General features: G+C 63.6%; 15 protein-coding genes. 11 read left to right on the top strand and 4 right to left on the bottom strand.

What is annotated here, in order from left to right; translation table 11 throughout:
• Positions 1–6 precede the first annotated feature (6 nt).
• Together M1E02_RS13755 and M1E02_RS13750 are read right to left on the bottom strand one after the other, a co-directional pair.
• Positions 7–651 (bottom strand): SIMPL domain-containing protein, encoded by a 645-nt coding sequence (locus tag M1E02_RS13755; protein WP_479374806.1) that lies wholly within the window; start codon positions 649–651, stop codon positions 7–9.
• A 9-nt stretch (positions 652–660) separates the two neighbouring features.
• Positions 661–1,179 (bottom strand): hypothetical protein, encoded by a 519-nt coding sequence (locus M1E02_RS13750; protein ID WP_479374805.1) that lies wholly within the window; start codon positions 1,177–1,179, stop codon positions 661–663.
• Positions 1,180–1,417: 238 nt separating this feature from the next.
• Here M1E02_RS13750 and pheS point away from each other — a divergent pair, with 238 nt between their 5' ends.
• Both pheS and pheT read left to right on the top strand, forming a co-directional pair.
• Positions 1,418–2,479, top strand: a complete 1,062-nt coding sequence (gene pheS, locus M1E02_RS13745) for a phenylalanine--tRNA ligase subunit alpha (RefSeq protein ID WP_479374804.1) — start codon at positions 1,418–1,420, stop codon at positions 2,477–2,479.
• A 2-nt stretch (positions 2,480–2,481) separates the two neighbouring features.
• On the top strand, positions 2,482–5,025 hold the full coding sequence (gene pheT / locus M1E02_RS13740; RefSeq protein WP_479374803.1) for a phenylalanine--tRNA ligase subunit beta: 2,544 nt from the start codon (positions 2,482–2,484) through the stop codon (positions 5,023–5,025).
• A 98-nt stretch (positions 5,026–5,123) separates the two neighbouring features.
• Here pheT and M1E02_RS13735 read toward each other — a convergent pair whose 3' ends face one another.
• Complete coding sequence (locus M1E02_RS13735; protein ID WP_479374802.1) at positions 5,124–6,089, bottom strand: quinone oxidoreductase family protein; 966 nt, start codon at positions 6,087–6,089, stop codon at positions 5,124–5,126.
• Positions 6,090–6,227: 138 nt separating this feature from the next.
• Positions 6,228–7,319, bottom strand: a complete 1,092-nt coding sequence (locus M1E02_RS13730; RefSeq protein ID WP_479374801.1) for a fatty acid desaturase family protein — start codon at positions 7,317–7,319, stop codon at positions 6,228–6,230.
• 196 nt (positions 7,320–7,515) lie between these two features.
• Here M1E02_RS13730 and argC point away from each other — a divergent pair, with 196 nt between their 5' ends.
• The 9 genes from argC (at position 7,516) to M1E02_RS13685 (ending at position 17,143) form a co-directional block, all read left to right on the top strand.
• Positions 7,516–8,547: an N-acetyl-gamma-glutamyl-phosphate reductase gene (argC, locus tag M1E02_RS13725; protein ID WP_479374800.1), complete on the top strand. Its 1,032-nt coding sequence runs from the start codon at positions 7,516–7,518 to the stop codon at positions 8,545–8,547.
• Entirely contained in the window at positions 8,544–9,710 is a 1,167-nt protein-coding gene (argJ, locus tag M1E02_RS13720) for a bifunctional glutamate N-acetyltransferase/amino-acid acetyltransferase ArgJ (RefSeq protein WP_479374799.1), read from the top strand. Before argC ends, argJ begins: the two co-directional genes overlap by 4 nt.
• Positions 9,711–9,725: 15 nt before the next feature.
• Complete coding sequence (gene argB / locus M1E02_RS13715; protein ID WP_479374798.1) at positions 9,726–10,667, top strand: acetylglutamate kinase; 942 nt, start codon at positions 9,726–9,728, stop codon at positions 10,665–10,667.
• A complete protein-coding gene (locus tag M1E02_RS13710; protein ID WP_479374797.1) occupies positions 10,664–11,998 on the top strand; it encodes an acetylornithine transaminase in 1,335 nt (444 codons plus the stop codon). Before argB ends, M1E02_RS13710 begins: the two co-directional genes overlap by 4 nt.
• The gene (gene argF / locus M1E02_RS13705; RefSeq protein ID WP_479374796.1) at positions 11,995–12,984 is read left to right on the top strand and encodes an ornithine carbamoyltransferase; all 990 of its coding nucleotides are present in this window, start codon (positions 11,995–11,997) and stop codon (positions 12,982–12,984) included. The genes M1E02_RS13710 and argF overlap by 4 nt, the downstream gene beginning before the upstream one ends.
• On the top strand, positions 12,984–13,514 hold the full coding sequence (locus tag M1E02_RS13700) for an arginine repressor (RefSeq protein ID WP_479374795.1): 531 nt from the start codon (positions 12,984–12,986) through the stop codon (positions 13,512–13,514). The genes argF and M1E02_RS13700 overlap by 1 nt, the downstream gene beginning before the upstream one ends.
• Positions 13,515–13,616: 102 nt before the next feature.
• On the top strand, positions 13,617–14,822 hold the full coding sequence (locus M1E02_RS13695; protein ID WP_479374794.1) for an argininosuccinate synthase: 1,206 nt from the start codon (positions 13,617–13,619) through the stop codon (positions 14,820–14,822).
• A 5-nt stretch (positions 14,823–14,827) separates the two neighbouring features.
• Positions 14,828–16,291: an argininosuccinate lyase gene (gene argH / locus M1E02_RS13690; RefSeq protein ID WP_479374793.1), complete on the top strand. Its 1,464-nt coding sequence runs from the start codon at positions 14,828–14,830 to the stop codon at positions 16,289–16,291.
• A 93-nt stretch (positions 16,292–16,384) separates the two neighbouring features.
• Complete coding sequence (locus M1E02_RS13685; protein ID WP_479374792.1) at positions 16,385–17,143, top strand: maleylpyruvate isomerase family mycothiol-dependent enzyme; 759 nt, start codon at positions 16,385–16,387, stop codon at positions 17,141–17,143.
• Positions 17,144–17,193 lie beyond the last annotated feature (50 nt).

Genomic DNA, 17,193 nt, shown 5'->3' with positions numbered 1-17,193 from the left:
TTGGATTCAGTCAGCAGAGCGCAGTTCCCATACGACGTTAAGGTGAGCGTTGAGGCTGGATTCTCCGGCTTCCACTGTCAGCGAGTCCGCGGCTACGGCACGCTCCATTTTCACCACGGGAATCGGCATTGACGACGCCGGCTGTTGCGTAAGCGAAACCACTTTGCCAAGCACCGTTCCCGAGAGTGCCGCATATTGTTGCCCTGTTGCCAGGGCATCTTTCCAGGCAGCTTCCCTTGCCCGTGCCTGGACAACCGCAGGATCGGCGAAGCCACGTTCCAATCCGTTGAGCCGGACATCGTTGCCACCGGCTTCAACGGCTGCAGCGATTGCTTCGGCGGACCGCGCGAAGTCGCGAAGGCGCACCTGGAGGATGCTGCTCGCAATGTAGCCCGTCACGGTCTGCCCGCGGCCCTCCTGCCAGACCAGATCGGCCCTGACGTTCAGGCCGGTGGTGCTGATGTCCGCGGCGCCTACGCCGAATTGGCGGAGCGCAGCTGCAATCTCCCCTGATAGCCTTCCCGCGTCACCATACGCGGCAGCAACATCCTGGCGGTGGCAGTCGACGCCGATCGACAGGGTCAGCAGGTCTGGCGCAGCTTCCGCCATGCCGACGCCCGTGACTGAAATTGTGCGGGGATCCTTCTTCACCGTTATGCCTCACTTCTCTTGTTGGCCGGACCACGTCGAGGCAGGCCTGCTTCGACCGGGCTTGCCGCTTCCATTGATCCGGCGGCGATTCCTGGTCATGTTCCGGTTTCCGGTCCGGCGGCGGCCAGGTGGTTCCACATATCCACCGGCCTCAAGTCCTGCCATCCGTTCAAAGATATTGCCGCTCCCCGTGCTTCCGGTGCGAAGGAAGGACCAGCCGGCCGCGAGGAAGTACAAGGGAAGAAACGGCAGGCCGAGGCACCACGCATACTGCGTGCAGTGCCGCTCCTCGTGCCCAAGAAGGACCGGGTTTCCCAGGACCTGCCCGGGATCGCAGCGAAAGAGCACCACGTTCCCCACCGCGAACGCCCCGGCAACGGGCAAGCGGGGACGATAGCCGGTGGCGATCACCAGCCCACGTGGTCCCTTACTGATGCCGCATCCTGCGGAGCGTGCCAGCAACAGGCCCAGGATGCTCGATCCGTTGAGCAGATTGGCAACCTGCCGGAGCCGCTGTGCTGGCGTCATGTGGCCATGGTAGCGAACGGAGCAAACTGATCGGCCGGGTTCAGGCCAACCGCTGCTCTCTACTAGACTGGGAAGGAGCGCGTTCCGGACGAAATCCGGTGTGCCCTGCCCTTTGTTGTTTTGCCGGGACCTTCATTGGCGCCGTCGAACAGCTTGTCAGTGCAGCGATTTTCGCCGGGCAACACGTCCCGGCGCAATCAGGCACTGACGCCATCCGACTCGTAGCTAAGAACAGTAGATGACTGAAACTTTGCCGGACGCTGCCATCCCGAACCCTCTGGATGAAGCTGCCATCACTGCCGCCGTAGAAAACGCCATTGCCGCCATTGCCGCCGCGGCCACCCTTGAGGAGCTCAAGGCCGTGCGCCTGGCCCATACAGGGGAGAAGGCGCCCCTGAGCCTTGCCAACCGCGAAATCGGCTCCCTGCCGAAGGATCAGAAAGCCGTGGCCGGGAAGCTTATGGGTTCCTCCCGCGGACGGGTCAACCAGGCGCTCGCGGCCCGCGCTGTTGAGCTTGAGGCAGAGAACGACGCACGGATCCTTATAGAGGAAACGGTGGATGTCACGGCAGCACCGCGCCGTCGTCGGGCAGGTGCCCGTCATCCGTTGTCCACCCTGCAGGACAGGGTCGCGGACATCTTTGTTGGCATGGGCTGGGAAATTGCCGAAGGCCCCGAAGTCGAATCCGAGTGGTTCAACTTCGACGCCCTTAACTTCAAGCCGGACCACCCCGCCCGCGAAATGCAGGACACATTCTTCGTGGAGCCCCCCGAAGCCCACCTCCTGATGCGCACGCACACTTCGCCCGTGCAGGTTCGCTCCATGTTGGAACGCGATCTTCCCATCTATGTGCTGTGCCCCGGCAAGGTGTTCCGCACCGACGAACTGGACGCCACCCACACCCCTGTGTTCCACCAGTTCGAAGGCCTTGCCATCGACAAGAACCTCAGCATGGCGGACCTCCGCGGAACCCTGGAGCACTTTGCCCGGCAGATGTTCGGTGACGAAGCCCAGATCCGGCTTCGCCCCAACTACTTCCCGTTCACCGAGCCCTCTGCCGAGCTGGATATCTGGCACCCGGGTGCCAAGGGCGGCCCGCGCTGGATCGAATGGGGCGGCTGCGGCATGGTCAACCCCAACGTCCTCAGGGCGGCCGGCATCGATCCGGACCTCTATTCAGGATTTGCCTTCGGCATGGGCATCGAGCGCACGCTCATGTTCCGTAATGAGGTGGGCGACATGCGCGACATGATCGAAGGCGATGTACGTTTCAGCGAGCACTTCGGGATGGAGATCTAACAGTGCGTATCCCACTTTCCTGGCTGCGTGAATTCGCGCAGGTACCGGCCGGAGCAACGGCCGAGGACGTCATGGCCGAGCTGGTCAAGGTCGGTTTTGAAGAAGAAGCAGTCCACCGGCCTACCGACACCCTTCAGGGTCCCATTGTGGTGGGCCAGGTGCTCAGCCTTGTGAAGGAACCGCAGTCCAACGGCAAGACCATCAACTGGTGCCAGGTCCGTGTTGTCCCGGAGGGACAGGAACAGACCCTCACCGGTGAAGGCATTGATCCGTCCGGAGTCCAGGGCATCATCTGCGGTGCCCACAACTTCGTCGAAGGGGACAAGGTGGTGGTCACCCTGCCCGGTGCTGTGCTGCCGGGCGACTTCCGCATCTCGGCACGCAAGACGTATGGCCACCTCTCGGCCGGGATGATCGCCTCCGTGCGCGAACTCGGTATCGGCGAGGATCACGACGGCATCCTGGTTCTGTCCCGTATTGGCCTTGACCCGGAAATCGGCACGGACGCCATGGAGCTCCTGGGGCTCTACGACGAAGCCGCCGAGATCAACGTCACCCCTGACCGTGGCTATGCATTCTCCATCCGGGGTGTTGCCCGCGAATACGCCCACGCTACAGGAACTGCCTTCACGGACCCTGCTGCCAAGGTGCAGGCACCCGCGGAGCTGACCGGCGGCTACGGCGTCAAGCTCAACGACGACGCCCCGATCTACGGCAAACCAGGCTGCGACCGTTTCGTCACCCGCACTGTGCATGGTGTTGACGCGAGCAGGCCAACGCCGCCGTGGATGACATCCAGACTGCGCCTGGCAGGAATCCGCTCGATTTCCCTGCCCGTAGACATCTCCAACTACGTGATGCTCGAGCTCGGACAGCCCCTGCACTTCTATGACCAGGACAAGCTGTCAGGTGAGATCGTGGTCCGGCGTGCGGTGGCGGGGGAGAAGCTCACCACTCTCGACGGCAAGGAACGCGGGCTTGATCCCGAGGATCTGCTGATCACGGACGGTTCAGGCCCAATCGGCGTCGCGGGCGTCATGGGCGGTGCCTCCACTGAAGTCTCTGAGGCCACATCAACTGTGCTGATCGAGGCAGCGCACTTCGAGGAAGTCTCGATCGCCCGCTCGCGTCGTCGCCACAAGCTGCCGTCCGAAGCCTCGAAGCGTTTTGAGCGCGGCGTCGACTGGCAGGTGGCGAACATCGCCGCCCAGCGCGCCGTCGACCTGCTCGTGGAGCTTGCGGGGGGCACCGCTGACGAGGCCGGCACCGACGTCGGAACTGCACCGGACGCCGTGTCTATTGCCCTGCCGGCTGCTTTCGCCGCCGAGCGGATCGGTATCAACTTCACTGAAGAACAGATCGTCACCTCCCTGGAAGACCTCGGCGCTTCCGTTCAGAAGGACGACGGCGGCTGGCGGGTTACAGCGCCCAGCTGGCGGAATGATCTGGAAACCAAGGAAGATCTCTCAGAGGAGATCGCCCGTCTGGTGGGCTACGACCAGATCCCCGCAACACTTCCGATAGCCCCGCCAGGCCGCGGCCTGACCCGTGTGCAGCAGCAGCGCCGGAGGCTCATCCAGGCATTCGCCGATGCCGGGCTCACTGAAGTACTTGCCTACCCGTTTGTTTCCAAGGCGGCCAACGACACATTTGGCGTCCCCGAGGAAGGGGCCGCCTGTTCCGCAGTTAAGCTGGCCAACCCCATCAGCGAGGAACAGGGATTCCTGCGGACGTCCATCCTTCCCGGACTGATCGAGGCAGCCAAGCGCAACCACTCACGGGGATTCCGCGACCTCGCTGTTTTTGAAGCCGGGCTGGTGTTCCTGCCAGCAGGCGACGTTGGGACAGCTTCCATACCGCCGCTCGGCGTCAAACCTGCCGATGAGGTGCTGGATGGGTTGTACGACGGCGTTCCGGACCAGCCGCTGCACATCGCTGCTGTGTTGACCGGACAGGATTCACCGGCGGCCGCCAATCACACGCCCCGTCCCTGGGACTGGGCAGATGCTTTGGACATTGCACGCCTCGCCGGTGACGTTCTCGGTGTGGAACTGGTTATCAGCCAGGGAAGGCATCAGGCCTTCCACCCGGGCCGTGCAGCGCTGCTGTCTCTGCGTTCCGGAGAAGTTGTGGGTTACGCCGGCGAGCTTCATCCAAAGCTGCTTGCGGCCCAGGACATGCCTGAACGCTCGGTAGCGTTGGAGATCAATGCCGACGCCCTGTTCGAGGCTGCGGCTGATGTCATCGTGGCCCGCCACATCTCGACGTTCCCGGTAGCCACCCAGGACGTAGCACTCGTGGTGGCCCAAGAGGTGCCCGCCGACGACGTCTTGTCCGCACTGCGCGAAGGTGCCGGGGAACTGCTTGAGGATGTCGCTCTGTTCGATGTTTATGCAGGCAAAGGCATTGAGGACGGCAAGAAGTCTCTGGCCTTCAGCCTCCGCTTCCGCGCCGCTGACCGCACACTGACAGCAGAAGAGGCCTCGGCTGCCCGTGCGAGCGCTGTTGCCCTGGCCGCCAGCCGGTTTGGTGCCGTTCAGCGCTAAGCCGCCTCAGGATTGACACTGAATACAGAAGATCCCCGCAACAGCATGCGGGGATCTTCTGCGTTCGGAACGAGGTGCACGTCCCGGGGCTTGGCCTGCTAGGGAACCAGCAGCACCTTCCCTGTGGTGTGACGGCCTCCGAGATCGCTGTGGGCCTGCTTGGCATCCTGCAGCGGATAGGTGGTGCCAACCCGGACCTTGAGGTTTCCGTTGGCTGCGGCGGCGAATATTTCCCCCGAGCGCCAACGGCGTTCTTGCGGGTTGCTCAGGAAATGAGCCAGGGAGGGGCGAGTGAGTGTCAGAGAGCCTGCGGCGTTGAGCCGTTGCGGGTCAAAGGGTGGCACCGGGCCGGAGGCTGCCCCGAAAAGCACCAGCGAACCCCGGGTGCGCAGGCACGAAAGCGAGCCATCAAAGGTGTTGCGGCCGACGCCGTCGTAAACGGCATCCACTCCTGTGCCGCCGGTCAGTTCACGGACGTGGTGCGGAAAGCCGACGTACCGCAGCACCTCATCCGCGCCGGCTTCCCTCGCCAGTTCTTCTTTTGCATCCGAAGAGACGGTGGTGATGACGCGGGCGCCTCTCTCCTTGAGCAGCTGGATCAGCAGCAGGCCCACGCCGCCGGCTCCGGCGTGCGTCAGTATGGTGTGGCCCGGCTCCACCCTGAAGGACGAATTGATCAGGTAATGGGCAGTCATGCCCTGTAGCGGCAGGGCGGCCGCTGTGAGGTCATCAACGTTGTCCGGCACGGGCAGGGCCTTGGCGGCATCAAGCACGGTATAGCTGGCATAGCAGCGGGAGCCCTCTGCCGTTGCTACGCGGTCTCCCACGGCAAGATCGCTGACTCCTTCGCCGAGCTCCTCAACCGTACCTGAGGCTTCGGAGCCCGGGGTGAACGGGAAGGGGACGTTGTACGTGCCGCTGCGGTGGTAGGTGTCGATGAAGTTGACGCCTGCCGCGGCGACCTTGACCAGCACCTGGCCGGGCCCCGGTTGCGGGCGTTCAACCTCCGCGTATTCCAGGACTTCAGGTCCGCCGGGCTGCTGGGCGAGGATGGCGTGCGTCATGGGAACTCCTTCTCCGGGCAGGGACTTCCTGTGCCGGGGTCGTGAATCCCATCCTAGGGACCTGTGACGGCCACAGCGAAGCCGAACTCGACTTCGGTGAGGCAGGCGCAGGTGAAGCAGGAGCCGGTGAAGCGGGTATCAGTACCTGCGGGTAACCGTGGCCATGGGGCATTCAAAGTGACGCCCGGCTGCCAGTCCCACGTCGTTGAGGTAACGCACGATGATCCCGTAGGACTGAAGCAGGGTGGTCTCGGTGAAGGGGATCCCGTGCTTGTCGCAGTACTGCCGGACAATCGCGGTTGCGCGGTGAAGCTGGGGGCGGGCCATGTCGGGGAAGAGGTGATGTTCCACCTGGCGGTTGAGTCCGCCCAGGAGGATATCCATGAAACGGCCACCTGAAATGTTGCGGGATGTCAGGACCTGGCGGCTGAGGAAGTCAACCCGGCTGTTGGCCGGCAGCACGGGCATGCCTTTGTGGTTCGGGGCGAATGATGCGCCCATGTAGAAACCGAAAACCGCGAGTTGAACAGCGAGGAAGGCAAAGGCCATTCCAAGGGGGAGGAATGAGAAGGCAAGAACGGGAAGGACGCCTAGCCGGACGACGAGGATGGGTAGCTCGACCCAACGGTGCGTGACCTTGGCGCGGCGGAAGACGAACTTGACGGAATCAATCTGGAGGCCCAGTCCCACAAGAAGGAGAAGAGGGAAGAAAAACCAGCCCTGCTTACGGGTCAGAAAGGAGGAGAGCCGTCCCTGGCGGGAGGCAGATTCTTCAACGTGGAAAGCGATGGGGCTGTCCATTATGTCCGGATCCTTGGAGATCACGTTCGGATGATTGTGGTGGGCACCGTGCTTCTGTTCCCACCAGGAGTAACTCATCCCGGCCACAGATGTTGCGAGCAGCCGTGCCGCCCAGTCGTTGGCACGGCGGGAAGCGAAGATCTGCCGGTGGCCCGCCTCATGCGCCAGAAAGCTCAGCTGGGTGCACAGGACACCCAAGGCTGCGGCAATCAGGAGCTGGAACCAACTGTCACCGATCAGGGCGAAGCCGAACCACGTTGCGGTCATCAGCAGGACAAGGCTTGAGAAGACTGTGATGTAAAAACCGACACGGCGCTCAAGCAGGCCTGCCGCTTTCACGCTCTTCAAGAGTTCGGAATAGCTTTGAACGACCGGGTTTGCCTTCACAACACGTGATTTCGGGCGCTCCGAGGTGATGGTTGGGGTCATAAATGTCTGCCTCGCCACTGTTACGGGCAACGCTGCATCCGACACTCGGCCTGCACGGTCTGGATCACCCTCCACTCAGCATACGCTGTCCGGTCAGGGTCTATCGCCGTTTGACTGCTTTCGAGCTGTCTACGAAAGTCGAACCAGCCTGCATAAATATCGAGACATATGCATACTTTTGCTGTAGGGTGGCAACATGACTATTTCTGTTGCCGTCTCAGGGGCCAGCGGCTACGCCGGGGGCGAAGTGCTTCGTTTGCTTGCCGCTCACCCCGACGTAACCATCGGGGCAATCACAGCGCACAGCAACGCCGGTTCCAGACTAGGTGAATTGCAGCCGCATCTCCATGGCCTTGCGAGCCGGATACTGGAAGACACCACCGTCGAGAACCTGGCGGGACACGACGTCGTTTTCCTGGCGCTCCCGCACGGCGCGTCCGCCGAGATTGCCGCAAGGCTTCCGGAGGGAACCGTGGTGATCGACGCCGGTGCTGACCACCGGCTGGAAGACTCGGCCGCCTGGGAGAAGTTCTACGCGTCCACCCACGCCGGGACCTGGCCCTACGGCTTGCCGGAACTTCCGGGCCAGCGCGAGGCACTCAAGGGGGCGAAGCGGATCGCCGTCCCGGGCTGCTACCCGACGTCCGCCCTCCTGGCCCTCGCCCCCGGCTTCTCGAACAACGTGCTGCAGCCTGACGACGTCGTTATTGTCGCGGCTTCGGGAACATCCGGTGCCGGAAAAGCGGCAAAAGTAAACCTGATCGGTTCGGAGGTCATGGGCTCCATGAGCCCTTACGGTGTGGGCGGCGGACACCGGCATACGCCGGAAATTGAGCAGGGCCTGTCCAAGGCTGCCGGCGAAGCAGTGACTGTCTCCTTTACTCCCACCCTGGCTCCAATGAGCCGCGGCATCCTGACCACCGCCACGGCGAAAGTCCGCGCCGGCGTTTCCGCTGAGGACCTTCGGCGTGCCTGGGCGGATGCATACGACGACGAGCCCTTCGTTCACCTGCTTCCTCAGGGGCAGTGGCCGTCCACCAAGTCCGTTGTGGGATCCAACCACGCAGCCATGCAGCTGGCGTTCGACGAGCACACCAACCGCGTCATCATCACGTGTGCTCTGGACAACCTCACCAAGGGGACAGCCGGCGGCGCAGTACAGTCCATGAACATTGCCCTTGGCCTCGCAGAGACCGCCGGCCTCAACCTGCAGGGAGTCGCACCGTGACCATCACCGTACCCAGGGGGTTCCGCGCTTCCGGAGTCACAGCCGGTCTGAAAACTTCCGGCAAGCCGGATGTCGCATTGGTGGTCAACGACGGCCCCTCGAAGGCGGCAGCGGCAGTATTTACGAGCAACCGCGTGGCCGCTGCACCTGTTCATTGGTCCCGCGAGGTGATCAAGGACGGTCGGGTCGACGCCGTGATCCTCAACTCCGGTGGAGCGAACGCCTGCACCGGGCCGCAGGGATTCCAGAACACGCACACGACGGCGGAGAAGACGGCTGAAGCGCTGTCCCTGTCCGCCACCGACATTATCGTCTGCTCCACTGGCCTCATCGGGGAGCAGCTGCCCATGGACAAACTCGTGCCGGGGATCGACTCCGCTGTGGCTGCCTTAGCCGACGAGGGCGGCTCCGAAGCCGCAACGGCCATTATGACAACAGACTCCGTCTCCAAGCAGGCGGTTTTCATCGGCCAGGATGCCGAGGGCAATGAATTCGCTATCGGCGGCATTGCCAAGGGGGCCGGCATGTTGGCACCCGGACTCGCCACCATGCTGGTGGTGCTGACCACTGATGCGGACGTCCCGGCAGAAATGCTCGACGTCGTCCTCCGCGACGCGACCAAGGTCACCTTTGACCGCGCAGACTCCGATGGCTGCATGTCCACCAATGACACGGTGGTACTGCTGGCTTCCGGTGCTTCCGGAGCCGTCCCCAGTGCCGAGGACTTCGGTGAAGGATTGACGAAGGTCTGCGCTGAACTGGCCCGGAAGCTGATCGGCGATGCCGAAGGCGCCAGCCACGATATCGCCATCAGGACGTTCAACGCCGAAACCGAGCGGGACGCCGAAATCGTGAGCCGCGCCGTCGCCCGTTCCAATCTTTTCAAGGCAGCGATCTTCGGTAAGGACCCCAACTGGGGGCGCGTGCTGTCCGCCGTTGGCACCACCGATGCTGCTTTCGACCCGGATGAGCTCAACGTTTCCATGAACGGTGTCCAGATCTGCCAGAAGGGCAGCATCGGGGAGGACCGCGGACTTGTGGACCTTGAGCCCCGCGAAGTCCTGGTGGAGATCGACCTTCAGGCCGGCGGCGCCGAAGCCACCATTTGGACCAATGACCTCACTCACGACTACGTTCACGAGAACAGCGCCTACTCCAGCTAGGGAGAGACAGCAGTAATGAACACGCAGACCCGCGAATCTACAGCCACCAGTGCTGCCCAAAGTAAGGCAGAAACCCTTATCGAGGCGCTGCCCTGGATCCAGCGCTTTGCCGGCACCACCATGGTGATCAAATACGGCGGCAACGCCATGGTCAACGAGGACCTCCGCCGGGCTTTCGCTGAGGATGTGGTGTTCCTCCACCACGTAGGAATCCACCCGGTGGTGGTGCATGGAGGCGGTCCGCAGATCAACGCGATGCTTAGCCGCCTCGGCATCGAGTCGGAATTCAAGGGTGGCCTGCGCGTCACCACCCCTGAAGCCATGGACGTGGTCCGGATGGTGTTGACAGGCCAGGTGGGCCGCGAGCTTGTGGGCCTCATCAACTCCCATGGGCCCTATGCCGTGGGTATGTCCGGCGAAGACGGCGGACTGCTGCGGGCTGTGCGCACCGGGACAGTTGTGGACGGCGAAGAAGTGGACCTTGGCCTGGTGGGGGAAGTTGTAGGGGTGAATCCCGAAGGCATCCTGGACATTCTGGCGGCTGGCCGCATTCCGGTCATCTCCACTGTTGCTCCTGAAATTACCGACGACGGCGCCGGGTTCCAGACCACCGGCCAGGTCCTCAACGTCAACGCTGATACAGCCGCTGCCGCCTTGGCAGAGGCGCTGGACGCCTCAAAGCTCGTGATCCTCACCGACGTTGAAGGCCTCTACGCCAACTGGCCCGACCGGAGCTCGTTGATTTCTTCGCTGACGGCCTCCGAACTCCGCAAGCTTCTGCCGTCGCTGGAATCAGGGATGATTCCCAAGATGGGCGCATGCCTGAAGGCTGTCGATGGCGGCGTGGGACAAGCGCACATCGTTGACGGACGGCTTCCGCATTCCATGCTGCTGGAAACCTTTACTACCGCAGGCATCGGCACCCAGGTTGTTTCGGACGAGGACACAAACGCATGAACATTGTTGAGAATGCCACTGGACACACTGTGCCAGGACAGACTCCGGAACAGGCAACACCGGGTCAAGCTGCACCAGAACCAGCGGAGCTGGAGTCCTCTCCGATCCGGGAGCTCGTCGCCGCCCACAGCAGCGGTGCGGAATGGCTGGCGCGCTATTCTTCCTCCCTTATCGGCGTCTTCGGAACTCCCCAGCGGGTCCTGGTCCGCGGGGCCGGTTGCCTCGTCTGGGACGCGGACGGGAAGGAGTACCTTGACCTGCTGGGCGGCATCGCGGTCAATGCCCTGGGCCATGCCCACCCCTTCGTTACCTCAGTGATTTCCAGCCAGCTTGCAACGCTTGGCCACGTCTCCAACTTCTTCACCAGTCCCACGCAGATCGCGCTGGCGGAGAAGCTGCTGGCACTCACCAAGGCTCCGGCCGGTTCGAAGGTGTTTTTCGCGAACTCCGGCACCGAAGCGAACGAGGCCGCCTTCAAGCTGGCCCGCCGCAACACTGGCACGGAAGGAACTCCGCGCACCAAGATCATCGCGCTCGAGGGTGCTTTCCACGGACGGACCATGGGCGCCTTGGCGCTTACGGCGAAAGAAGCGTACCGCACGCCCTTCGAGCCGTTGCCGGCCGGCGTCGTCCACGTCCCGTTCGGTGACGTGGAGGCGCTTCTGAACGCCATTGATGAGTCCGTGGCCGCTGTGTTCCTGGAGCCCATCCAGGGTGAAGCGGGTGTCCGGCCACTGCCTCCCGGCTACCTGCAGGCCGCCCGGGAAGCAACCAGCAAGGCAGGTGCACTCCTCATCCTCGACGAAGTCCAGACCGGTATCGGCCGGACGGGAAAATGGCTGGCGAGCGAGGACGCAGGCATCGTGCCTGACGCCATAACCCTCGCAAAGGGGTTGGGCGGTGGATTCCCGGTTGGTGCACTGATCACGTTCGGCGAGCAGACGTCGTCGCTCCTTACACCCGGGCAGCACGGAACCACCTTCGGTGGAAACCCTGTCGCGACGGCGGCCGCCCTGGCGACGCTGCACACGCTGGAGCATCAGCGGATCCTGGAAAACGTCCGCTCGGTGGGGGAGCATTTGCGCCTGGCACTGGCCGGCGTTGACGGCGTTACTGCAGTGCGCGGCGAAGGGCTCCTCATCGGCTTCGACCTCGACGCCGACGTCGCTCCTGCGCTGGTCACAGCCGGCCTGGCGAACGGGTTCATCATCAACAGCCCGGGTCCGCGGACCATCCGCCTGGCACCGCCGCTCATTCTAACCATCGAGCAGGCCGACCGCTTTATCCAAGCTCTCCCCGTGCTCCTCACCATCGCAAAGGACGCCCAGTGACCACCACGCGCCATTTCCTCAAGGACACCGACCTCACGGCTGCGGAGCAGGCTGAGGTGCTGGATCTTGCCGTTCGGCTGAAGGCCGCGCCCTACAGCGCCCAGCCGTTCGCGGGAGAAGGAAGCGGCCGCAAGACCGTTGCGGTGATCTTCGACAAGACGTCCACGCGGACACGCGTCTCCTTCGCCACAGGGGTGGCAGACATGGGCGGCAACGCGCTGATCATCAACCCGGGCGAAGCGCAGATCGGCCACAAGGAATCGGTGGAAGACACCGCCAAAGTCCTCGAGCGCATGGTCTCCACCATCGTGTGGCGAACAGGGGCGCACTCCGGACTGGTTGCCATGGCAGAGAACTCCAGCGTTCCGGTCATCAACGCCCTGTGCGATGACTACCACCCCTGCCAGCTCCTGGCCGACCTCTTGGCAGTGAAGGAACATAAGGGCGAGCTCAAGGGCCTCACCATGAGCTACCTCGGTGACGCCGCCAATAACATGGCCAACTCCTACCTCTTGGCTGGTGTCACTGCCGGAATGCACGTCCGCATCGCAGGCCCCGAAGGCTACCTGCCATCAGCCGACATTGTGTCCGCCGCCGAGAAGCGGGCCGGTGAGACCGGCGGTTCGATCCTCATCACTACCGATGCGGCCGAAGCGTTGGCTGGAGCCGATGTCGTCGCCACGGACACCTGGGTATCCATGGGGCAGGAAGCCGAAAAGGAAGCCCGGCTGCAGCTGTTCCGGGAGTACTCCGTGGATGAGGCTGCGATGCAGCACGCGGCCCCTGACGCCGTCGTTCTTCATTGCCTGCCCGCCTACAGGGGTTACGAAATCTCGTCAGGAGTTATCGACGGTCCTCAATCGATCGTCTGGGACGAGGCGGAAAACCGGCTCCACGCCCAGAAGGCGCTGATGGCTTGGCTGATGCACCAGTCCGGACTGGCCGTTGTGGAAGGCCTCCCGCCGGTGACCAGGGACGGCAATTAGTGTCCGTTCCCTCGGTTACACCTGGCGCCAGCCCCGCCACGAAGACCGCCCGGCAGGCTCGCATCATCGCGATCCTGACGGGGGAGTCGGTACGTTCCCAGGCAGAGCTGGCAGCACTGCTGGCGGACGATGGCGTCCAGGTCACCCAGGCAACGCTGTCCCGTGACCTCGTCGAACTCGGAGCCGTCAGGGTCCGAGGCAAGGAAGGGGTGCTGGTTTACGCAGTTCCCGGCGAGGGCGGGGAGCGGGCGGCAAAGAGCGGAGTTACCCAGGAAATCCTGGACAGCCGACTCGCGCGGCTATGCGGGGAACTCCTGGTCACTGCCGAGGCATCAGCCAATATCGTGGTGCTCAGGACGCCACCGGGGGCAGCCAACTTCCTGGCATTGGCTATCGACCATTCGGTGATGCCTTCCATCCTCGGAACCATCGCCGGGGACGACACCGTCATGCTGGTGGCGCGTGATCCTGAAGGCGGAGCCGAACTTGCCGCCCGGTTCCTTAGATTGGCCGACGAAGCAGGCCAATGAGGTTTAGCGGGCGGACCCCTAAGCTGTAAGCAGACCAGCCGTGCGACCACCAGGCGGCTAACCAACAAACAAGAACAACAAACACAACTGAGGAGCATTTCCGTGACTGAGCGTATTGTGCTGGCCTACTCCGGTGGCCTTGATACTTCCGTAGCCATCGGCTGGATCGGTGAAGCCACCGGTGCCGAGGTCATCGCTGTGGCGGTCGACGTCGGACAGGGCGGCGAGTCGCTGGAGACCATCCGCCAGCGCGCGCTGGGCTGTGGCGCCGTCGAAGCGTACGTTGCCGATGCGAGCGACGAGTTCGCCAACGAGTACTGCGTCCCCACGCTGAAAGCAAACGCCCTCTACCAGGGGCACTACCCATTGGTGTCGGCCATCTCGCGTCCGGTCATCGTCAAGCACCTCGTCAAGGCCGCGCGTGAATTCGGCGCAACCACCGTTGCGCACGGCTGCACCGGCAAGGGCAACGACCAGGTCCGCTTTGAGGTGGGCATCCAGACCCTCGGCCCGGACCTGAAGTGCATCGCCCCCGTCCGCGACCTCGCCCTGACCCGCGACAAGGCCATTGCCTTCGCCGAGGAAAAGGGCCTGCCGATCGAGACCACCAAGAAGAACCCGTACTCGATCGATCAGAACGTCTGGGGACGCGCCGTCGAAACCGGCTACCTGGAAGACATCTGGAATGCACCCACCAAGGACATTTACGACTACACCGCCACCCCGGAGTTCCCGTCGGCCCCGGATGAGGTCACCATTTCCTTCGAGGCCGGAGTCCCCGTAGCGATCGACGGCGTCAAGGTCACCCCGCTGCAGGCCATCAAGGAACTGAACCGCCGCGCAGGCGCCCAGGGTGTGGGCCGCATCGACGTCGTCGAGGACCGCCTGGTGGGCATCAAGTCCCGCGAAATCTACGAGGCACCGGGCGCTATGGCCCTGATCACGGCCCACAAGCACCTCGAGGACATCACCATCGAACGCGAGCAGGCCCGCTTCAAGGCCACTGTTGGCCAGCGCTGGGCCGAACTGGTCTACGACGGCCAGTGGTTCTCCCCGCTCAAGCGCTCCCTTGACGCCTTCATCGAAGACACCCAGAAGTACGTCTCCGGTGACATCCGCATGGTACTCCACGGCGGCCAGGCGATCGTCAACGGACGCCGCTCCGAGACCTCGCTGTACGACTTCGACCTCGCCACCTACGACACCGGCGACACCTTCGACCAGTCCATGGCGCGGGGCTTCATCGAGCTGTGGGGCATGTCCGCCAAGGTTGCTTCGGGCCGCGACATCCGCGTCGCGGGACAGTGACCGGGATGGGCCCACAGACGCAGGGGCCCCCTGCCGAGCGCAGCGAGGCTGGGGCTCGTTCGGGGACGAATGAAGGTGCACTGTGGGGCGGCCGTTTTGCCGGCGGCCCCGCCGATGCCCTGGCGGCCCTGAGCAAGTCCACCCACTTTGACTGGCGGCTGGCCCGCTACGACATCGCCGGCTCGGTGGCGCACGCCCGCGTGCTCCACAAGGCCGGGCTGTTGGACGATGCCGAGCTCAAAGGCATGCTGGCTGCACTGGCACAGCTCGACGAGGACGTGGCTTCAGGGGCCTACCTGCCCGCTGAATCAGACGAGGACGTTCACGGCTCCCTGGAACGCGGGCTGATTGAGCGTGCTGGAACGCAGCTGGGCGGAAAGCTCCGGGCCGGACGTTCCCGCAACGATCAGGTGGCAACGTTGGGCCGGATGTTCCTGCGTGACCACGCCCGCATCATCGCACGCGGCGTGCTGGCCACCATTGACGCCCTCGTCGATCAGGCCAAAGTGCACCAGGGCGTGGCTATGCCCGGCCGCACCCATCTGCAGCATGCCCAGCCGGTCCTCCTCAGCCATCACCTCCTGGCCCACGCCTGGGCCCTGCTTCGTGATGTGCAGCGTCTCCAGGACTGGGACAAGCGGGCAGGCGTTTCACCCTACGGTTCCGGAGCCTTGGCGGGTTCTTCCCTGGGACTGGACCCGGAAGCTGTTGCGGCTGACCTTGGCTTCTTCTCCGCCACCCACAACTCGATCGACGGCACCGCTTCCCGTGATGTTTTCGCCGAGTTCGCCTGGGTAACGGCCATGATCGGAGTGGACCTTTCACGGGTTTCGGAGGAAGTGATTTTGTGGGCCACCAAGGAGTTCTCCTTCGTCACGCTGCATGATTCCTACTCCACCGGATCCTCGATCATGCCGCAGAAGAAGAACCCGGACGTTGCCGAGCTGGCTCGCGGCAAGGCGGGGCGCCTGATCGGCAACCTGACCGGGCTTTTAGCCACGCTCAAGGGCCTGCCGCTCGCATACAACCGCGATCTGCAGGAGGACAAGGAGCCGGTCTTTGACGCCGCCGACACCCTGGAGCTGCTGCTTCCGGCAGTCTCAGGAATGATCGCCACCCTGAAATTCAACAAGGAGCGGATGGAATCGCTGGCTCCACAGGGCTTTGCGCTCGCCACCGACATTGCCGAATGGCTCGTGCGCCAGGGCGTTCCGTTCCGGGAAGCGCATGAGCTTTCCGGCGCCGCCGTCAAACAGGCAGAGAGCCGCGGCGTCGAACTCTGGGACCTGACGGACGAGGAGTATGCCACCATCTCGGAGCATCTCACGCCCGAGGTGCGGACCGTCCTCAGCACGGAAGGTTCGCTCAACAGCCGGAACTCGCAGGGCGGGACGGCGCCGGCCGCCGTCGAACGCCAGCTGAAAGCCCTGGAAGTGGAAGTTTCACAGGTCAGGGCCTACGCCGGCTGACGGAAACCAATCCGCCGCGCGAGATGGCACTTCACGGCAGTGTTCTTCGGGATAACTGCCGCGAAGTGCCATCTCGCGTTTAGGATGGGCGCCATGACCACGATCAAAACGGACGATCTCCTCGTAGAGCTCCACAAGGCTGCCGACGTCGTGCGCGAGCTTGCCGCAAAACTGAAAGAAGAGGACGTTCCTGCAGCCTCGGAACTTCCGGGATGGAGCCGGGGACACGTGCTGGCACACATCAGCGGCATAGCCAACGCCATGGCCCGCCAACTGGAGTACGCATCCCGTGGCGAGACGGTGGAACTGTATGACGGCGGCATGGATGGGCGGAACCAGGCGATCGACATGGCGGCAAGTCGATCCTTGTCGGAACACCGGACAGCGCTCTATGCCGCTCTGGACCGGGTCCTGCAGGCGTTCGACGGCTTGGACGCTTCAGACGGCGTGAGGGAAACAGGATGGCAGGCTCCCATCACGTACCGCAGCGGTGTGGTGTACGACGGCGGCCTGGCCCTCTGGCGTGAACTCACCATCCACGCCGCTGACCTCGGTATGGGCCGCGGTCCGGAGACCTGGAGCAGGACCTTTTGCGGGCACTTGTTTGATTTCCTGGCTCCCCGGGTTCCCGAAAATCAGCGGTTTGTGTTCCAGCCGCTCGGTTTGCCTCCCCTTCCCCTTGGTTCCGGAGGGGAAACAACGGTGATCAGCGGAATGCTGACCGATATTGCGGCATGGCTTGCCGGCAGGACTCCGTCTTTGGGCAGCCTCCGGGCTTCGGCGGCCGCTGATGGTGTCGATCTCCCGGAGCTTCTGCCCTGGCCTGCAGGCGTTCCAGCCGTACGGCCCTAAACCTGCAGTAAGGGGCAGGGCTAGCAGTAAAGCGCAGAGCTAGCAAAGCG

This window comes from Arthrobacter sp. Z5-13 (assembly GCF_056499105.1).
Note: the sequence above shows the minus strand (reverse complement) of the source record. Positions and strands in the feature narration are given on the sequence as shown.

What these genes read in the sequence shown, in the direction of transcription:
- M1E02_RS13710 (WP_479374797.1), top strand. Translation starts at nt 10,664, where the DNA reads ATGAACATTGTTGAGAATGCCACTGGACACACTGTGCCAGGACAGACT.
- argB (WP_479374798.1), top strand. Translation starts at nt 9,726, where the DNA reads ATGAACACGCAGACCCGCGAATCTACAGCCACCAGTGCTGCCCAAAGT.
- argH (WP_479374793.1), top strand. Translation starts at nt 14,828, where the DNA reads ATGGGCCCACAGACGCAGGGGCCCCCTGCCGAGCGCAGCGAGGCTGGG.
- M1E02_RS13685 (WP_479374792.1), top strand. Translation starts at nt 16,385, where the DNA reads ATGACCACGATCAAAACGGACGATCTCCTCGTAGAGCTCCACAAGGCT.
- argC (WP_479374800.1), top strand. Translation starts at nt 7,516, where the DNA reads ATGACTATTTCTGTTGCCGTCTCAGGGGCCAGCGGCTACGCCGGGGGC.
- M1E02_RS13735 (WP_479374802.1), bottom strand. Translation starts at nt 6,089, where the DNA reads ATGACGCACGCCATCCTCGCCCAGCAGCCCGGCGGACCTGAAGTCCTG.
- M1E02_RS13730 (WP_479374801.1), bottom strand. Translation starts at nt 7,319, where the DNA reads ATGACCCCAACCATCACCTCGGAGCGCCCGAAATCACGTGTTGTGAAG.
- pheS (WP_479374804.1), top strand. Translation starts at nt 1,418, where the DNA reads ATGACTGAAACTTTGCCGGACGCTGCCATCCCGAACCCTCTGGATGAA.
- M1E02_RS13750 (WP_479374805.1), bottom strand. Translation starts at nt 1,179, where the DNA reads ATGACGCCAGCACAGCGGCTCCGGCAGGTTGCCAATCTGCTCAACGGA.